Below are 6061 nucleotides of genomic sequence, written 5' to 3'. Positions count from 1 at the left end.
GCTCTCCGGCGAAGGCCCGGACGGTCTCCAGCAGCCGCCAGCGTCCCGGCCCCGCCTTGACGACCAGGCTCTTGTCGACGAGCCGCCCCAGCACGTCGGCCACCGCACCGGCCGTCGCCGCCGGGGTCACGGCGAGGACGGCGTCCAGGTCGAACCCGCCCGCGAACACCGCCAGCCGCCGGAACAGCCCGCGCTCCTCCGCGTCCAGGAGGTCGTGGCTCCAGGCCAGGACGGCGCGGAGCGAACGATGCCGCTCGTCCGCGCCCCGGCCGCCCGCGAGGAGGCGCAGCCGGTCGTCCAGCGCGGCCAGCACGCCGGACGCGCCGAGTGCCGCGCTGCGGGCGGCGGCCAGCTCGATCGCCAGCGGCATCCCGTCCAGCCGGGCGCATATCTCCGCCACCGCGCCGGGCTCGGCCGCGAACTCCGGGTCGGCGGCCATCGCGCGATCGGTGAAGAGCGCCTCGGCATGCGAGGACAGCGGCAGCGGCCCCACCCGGACGATCCGCTCCCCCGTTACGCCGAGCCGCTCCCGGCTGGTGGCGAGGATCCGGGTACCGGGGCAGGCCGCCAGGATCCGGTCGGCGAACCCGGCGACCGCGTCCAGCAGGTGCTCGCAGTTGTCGAGGACGACCAGCGTCCCGCCCCGCCCCAGCCGCTCGATGATCACCGTGTGCAGCTCGGTCTGCGGACGCTCGGTGAGCCCGAGCGCGGCCGCCACGGCGTGCTCGACGAACCCGTCCCGCACCGGCACCAGGTCGACGAACACGCCGCCCTGCCGGGACGCGGCCGCCGCCACCGCGACCAGCCGCGACTTGCCGACCCCGCCCGGCCCGAGCAGCGTCACCAGCCGGGACCGCCCGGCCGCCGCCTCGATCTCCGCCAGCTCGTCGCCCCGCCCGATGAACGAGGTGCGCGCCGCGGGCAGCCCGGTCACCGTCCCCGTGTCCTCGCCGCGCTCGCCCCGCCGATGCTGCTCCGACGCGAGAATGGCCAGCTCACGCCGGTTGGTCACCCCGTACTTCCGCAGGAGGGACGACACGTGGCTCTCGACCGTCCGCACCGAGATGTGCAGGCGGCTCGCGATCTGCGTGTTGGTCAGGTGCCGTCCGACCGCGTCCAGCACCTCGGCCTCGCGCTCGGACACCTCAACGGGCGACATTCACCCATAATCCCGGAAAGTCACACGTGCGGCGCCGTGTTCGCATCCGCGCCCGCCAGGCTCGTGCGGGCCGGGGCTCAGGGCGGGTCTTCGTAGTGGGTGGCGATCGCGGTGGCGCGGTCGCGCAGGGACGTGCGCAGCCATTGCGGGGACAGGGCTTCGGCGTTCGTGCCGAGCCGCCACAGCGCCCATTCGGCATGGCGCGAATCCTGGAAGGTCACTTCCAGCCGCAGCCAGCCGTCCGCGCCCTTTTCCTCGGCCAGGACGGCCAGCGCGGTGCCCACCAGTTGCTCCCTCCGGGCGGGGTTCACCCGTACCTCCACGGCCACCTGGTCGCCACCGGTCCGGAACCGCGTGCTGCGCTCCTGCCAGGCCCGGTCCAGATCGACCCGGTCGGGACGCTGCGCCGGCTCGTCGAGTTGCTCGGCGTCCAGCATCCGGGACAGCCGGTAGGTGCGGTCCGCGCCGGACCTCGTGGCCAGCAGATACCCCTGGTCTCGGACGGTGACCAGGCCGATCGGGTCCACCGTGCGCCATTCCGGGCTCTGGCCGGCGGCGGCGTAGCGGATGCGGAGCTTGCGCCCGGCGAACACCGCGCGCCGGATCTCGGCGACGACCGCGTCGGACACCTCGTCGGCGGCCACGCGGCGCGAGAGGAGGTCGGTGTCGGGGTCGATGAGCAACCGCTGCGCGGCACCTGCCGTGGTGTCCCGATAGCCCTCGGGTAGCGCGTCCACCACTTTGAGCATGGCCGAGGCGAGCGCCGAGCCGAGGCCGAACACCTGCGCGCCGCGCCGTGATCCGGCGACCAGGAGGGCGAGCGCCTCGTCGTGGTTCAGCCCGGTGAGCTCTGTCTGGAAGCCGGGCAGCAGCGCGAACCCGCCGTGCCGGCCGCGTTCGGCATAGACCGGGACACCGGCCGCGGACAGCGCCTCGATGTCGCGCAGCACGGTCCGGGTGGACACCTCCAGCTCGCGGGCCAGCGTGGCCGCGGACAGCCGGCCGCGCCGCCGCAGCAGCAGGACCAGCGAGACCAACCGGTCAGCGCGCATACGAAAAGTCTACGGAATACATGACAGAGGTTGTCGTGATTCGTTGGGAGGCTCTCATCACGACATCAATGAATGGGAGCTGATGTGGCTTTGGAACGTACGGCGGTCAACCCGTGGGAGTGGTCGGTGGAGCTGGGCTACGACCAGGGCGAGATCGTCTCCGGGCAGACCCGGACCCTGTACTGCGCCGGGCAGACCGCGATGAGCGGCGACGGCAAGCCCCAGCACGCCGGTGACATGGCGGCGCAGCTGGCGCTGAGCGTCGACAACCTGGAGGCCGTGCTCGGCAAGGCGGGCATGTCCCTGGCGAACCTCGTCCGGCTGAACGTCTACACCACCGACGTGGATCTGCTGTTCCAGCACTACGGCGCGCTGGCGTCGCGGCTGGGCGCCGCCGGGGTGGCGCCGCCGACCACGATGCTCGGGGTGACGCGCCTGGCGATCCCCTACCTGATGGTCGAGCTTGAGGGAACCGCCGTCGCCTGACCGGGTCCTCGCCGTCCCCGCCGCTCGCGCCGGTTCGCCCCGGTACGAGCGGCGGGGTGTCCCGGTGCTCAACGGATTCTCGCCAAACCGCCGTACGCGACACGGACCTCTGCCGAGCATTCCGCTTTTGTTCGGAACTCTCCGCCATGTCCGCATGCCGTTAATGGTCCCCAGAACGCCTAAAGCGGTTGACAAGGCAGAAGTGAGAGGTGGATAACTGACCTACCCCAGGCATTCGGAGGGCGTACGTGAACATCAGCATCAGAGTGACCGATCCTGGTGACGCGGCGGCCCACCGTTCCTTACTCAACCGCCTACTGGGCGACCCGTACGTCCGGGAGAACTCGCGGATTTCCGTCGAGTCCACCGATGCGGAGGCCATGGGGACGACGGCCGACGTGATCCAGCTCGTCCTCGACAACGGATTCGCGCTCGCGAACCTGGCCTTGGCATTCGCCCAATGGCGGCACCAGTCGGACACGGTCGCCCCGGTCGTCGTCCGGGTCGGCGGGATGAGCACGGTCCTCTCGCTCGACGACATGGCCGACAATAAGATCGTCCATCGCGCGCTGAGCGGTGCACCCGACCCGCGGCGATCGAGATGCGTTCTCATCGGCGTGAGCGACTACGCGCAACTGCGGCCGCTGCCCGCCGTCGAGCAGAACCTCCGCCGGCTTGAGGAGGTCCTCACCGACCCGGGGATATGGGGCATTCCCCGCGAGCGGATTCACAAGATCGACTATCCCGAGTCCGCCGACGCTCTCGAGCACGCGATCGCCCTTGCCGCCGAGGACGCCCCCGATGCTCTTGTCGTCTATTACGCGGGACACGGGCTGTACGACGCGGAGCGCGGGCTCCTCCTCGCGTTGCCCAATGCCTCCGACGACAGCCGAGAGGGAACCGTCCCATGGAGCCGCCTGGCCGAAGTGATCCATCAGGCCCATGCCGCCCGGCGGGTCGTCCTGCTGGACTGCTGCTACGGGGGGCTTGCTCTGGAGAGCGGCGAGGCTCCGGCTCCGCCCGACCTGCTCGGGGCGGCGAGGGTCGAGGGCACCTACATGCTCGCCGCGACGCAGAAGTACGACGAGGCCAGGTCACCGGACGGCGAAGCGTGCACGGCGTTCACCGGCGAGCTGGTCCAGGTGCTGAGCGACGGCGTCCCGCCCGGCTCGCAGCCATCGGAATTCCTGAGCCTGAACGCCATTCACCAGGAGGTGCGCAAGGCCCTCGCGGCCAAGAGGCGTCCGCAGCCGCAGCGGCACGACCCCGGGCACATCGGCCAGTTGCCGCACTTCCACAATGTGGCCCGTGAGCGCCGGACCGCACCTCGCCAGAGGAGAGCGCGGCCTCGCGACTGGTTGCCGAATCGCTCTTCCCGCTACCTGGTGGGTGGTGCCGCCGTCCTCATCCTCTTGGCCGTCGCGTTGTGGCAGTTCGGTGTTTTCTCGACGAAGAACACCCCGCTGGCCGGAGTCAGCCTGACCGAGTACTGCTCGTCGCAGGACCTGAAGGTCAGTGGTGAATACTGCGTCCACCCCATAGACCTGACCGCGGCCTGCCGGTGGGAGCACGGGAGAACCGACCTGCGGGCAAAACTCACCTCCGCCGACCCCAACAGTGCGATATGCACCGACTCTGCGCAGGAATTCGCGAAGGGCATATCGAAAATGGGCGGCTACTGCAAGGCCAAGACGGGTGCGACCGACGCCGTGGCGACGCTCAACAATTCCAGCCACCGGGGCACCTGGGTCTGCCAGATAAAGATCGACATGGACGTCGCCTGCGTCCTCAAATACAAGAAGGACGATCTGGTGGCCCGGCAGGCCGGCGACGGGACCTGGACCTGTTACGAGTGACGCGGCCCCGGAGCGGATGTCGGTACGGGCTGGCACAATTCCGCGCCATGAGCGACAGCACGGGTGCCCCTCTGGCCGGGTTGGACGACGTCGACTGGGCGAATCTGGAGCACGCCTACGGACCGGCCGACGACGTGCCCGATCTCCTCCGGGCGCTCGCCTCGGAGTCGGCGAGCGAGCGCGGCAAGGCCATGCACGCGCTGTACGGCAACATCTTTCACCAGGGCAGCCGGTACGAGGCGACCGCGCACGCCGTCCCGTTCCTGGCCGCGCTGGCCGATGACCCGCGGGTGCGGGATCGTGCCGGCATCGTCCTGCTGCTCAGCGCGATCGCCGTTGGCTATGACGAGTCCTACCTGCCGCGCGGCGTCGAGATCGCCGAGTGGCGTGCGGGCATCGAGCGGATGCGCGCCGCCGATCCCGACGAGGAATTGCACCGGATGGAGGAATGGGTCGCGGCGGCAGACGAAGAAGGCGAGCGCAGTGTCCGCGAAACGCGTCTCGCCGTCTTCGATCTCGAGGAGTCCCTGCGGCACGCCGAGGCCGAGCTCGGCGCGTACGACGCCGTCCGCGCGACCGTCCCCACGCTGCGCGGCCTGCTCGGCGACCCCGACCCGGAGATCCGCGCCGCCGCGGCGTACGCGCTGGGCTGGTTTCCGGAGGAGGCGGCCGGGACGCTCCCTGCGCTGCGGCCGCTGCTGGCCCCGGGAGCCGCCGCCGAGGTGGCGGCGAACGCGATCGTCTCCGCGGGCCTGCTGGGCGGCCATGACCTCGTCCCGTCCCTGCGCACCTTCCTGACCGGCGAGGACGCCCTGCTCCGCCACGCCGCCGCGATCGCACTGGCCCGGCTGGACGACACCGGCCCGGACGTCCTCGACACGCTGGAGGCGGCCGCCACGCAGCCTCCAGAGCACACCGCGCCCGGAGTTCACCATCTGGACGGCAACATGCGCGGATACGCGACGATGACGCTCGCGGAGGTCGAGGAGGGCGCGCATCCGAGGCTTCTCGGCGCCATGCTCAAAGGGCTGGCGCTCAGCTCCGGCCCCGAAGCGTTCCCCACGGTCGACGCCGTGCTGCGGCACGTGTTCGGGCAGCCGGGCGACGCGCCGCGTCCACCGTTCGAGGAGCTGACCGAACCGCAGCAGCGCACCGTACGAACCTTGGCCGAGATGGGGGACGACACCTGGCGCTGGGGCAACTTCACCCTGATGCTCAGCGCCTGGGGCCTTCCGTCCCGGCAGGCGGATTGCCGTGCCTATGCGGGGCTCGACTGACGTCCACACGAGGAACGCTCAGCCATCCCGACCGGCTCCAGTGATGAGTTGTCGCGCCCGCACCCGTCATACCTAGACGGGACGCGACAAGACGGAAGGATGACGTGATGAGTGCGGACACGCGGCTGGAGGGAGCGGGCGTGAGCGGGGGGGTGGGCGACGTCGACGAGCCGGTGTTCTCGGGGCTGGCGGAACGGCACCGGCGGGAGCTGCACGTGCACTGCTACCGGA

At 70.8% G+C, this 6061-nt stretch carries 5 protein-coding genes; 3 read left to right on the top strand and 2 right to left on the bottom strand.

Translation table 11 applies throughout. From position 1 onward, the window contains the following. On the bottom strand, positions 1–1159 hold a 1159-nt coding region (locus E1264_RS38940; RefSeq protein ID WP_243711441.1), incomplete at its 3' end, for a LuxR C-terminal-related transcriptional regulator. A gap of 77 nt (positions 1160–1236) precedes the next feature. Next, a complete protein-coding gene (locus tag E1264_RS38935) occupies positions 1237–2211 on the bottom strand; it encodes a WYL domain-containing protein (protein ID WP_132181983.1) in 975 nt (324 codons plus the stop codon). Between the two features lie 90 nt (positions 2212–2301). On the opposite strand from E1264_RS38935, the gene E1264_RS38930 reads away from it, so the two are divergent. The 3 genes from E1264_RS38930 (at position 2302) to E1264_RS38920 (ending at position 5830) form a co-directional block, all read left to right on the top strand. Beyond that, a complete protein-coding gene (locus tag E1264_RS38930) occupies positions 2302–2697 on the top strand; it encodes a RidA family protein (protein WP_132181985.1) in 396 nt (131 codons plus the stop codon). Between the two features lie 248 nt (positions 2698–2945). Beyond that, positions 2946–4553, top strand: coding sequence for a caspase family protein (locus tag E1264_RS38925; protein ID WP_132181981.1), 1608 nt, complete (start codon positions 2946–2948; stop codon positions 4551–4553). Between the two features lie 47 nt (positions 4554–4600). Further along, a complete protein-coding gene (locus E1264_RS38920) occupies positions 4601–5830 on the top strand; it encodes a HEAT repeat domain-containing protein (RefSeq protein ID WP_132181979.1) in 1230 nt (409 codons plus the stop codon). The last annotated feature ends 231 nt before the right edge of the window (positions 5831–6061 follow it).

This window comes from Actinomadura sp. KC216, assembly GCF_004348535.1.
Lineage (GTDB): Bacteria > Actinomycetota > Actinomycetes > Streptosporangiales > Streptosporangiaceae > Spirillospora.
This window is presented reverse-complemented; position numbering and strand designations above follow the sequence as displayed.

Coding starts and splice junctions, on each gene's coding strand:
- E1264_RS38935 (WP_132181983.1), bottom strand. CDS start 2,211: ATGCGCGCTGACCGGTTGGTCTCGCTGGTCCTGCTGCTGCGGCGGCGC.
- E1264_RS38920 (WP_132181979.1), top strand. CDS start 4,601: ATGAGCGACAGCACGGGTGCCCCTCTGGCCGGGTTGGACGACGTCGAC.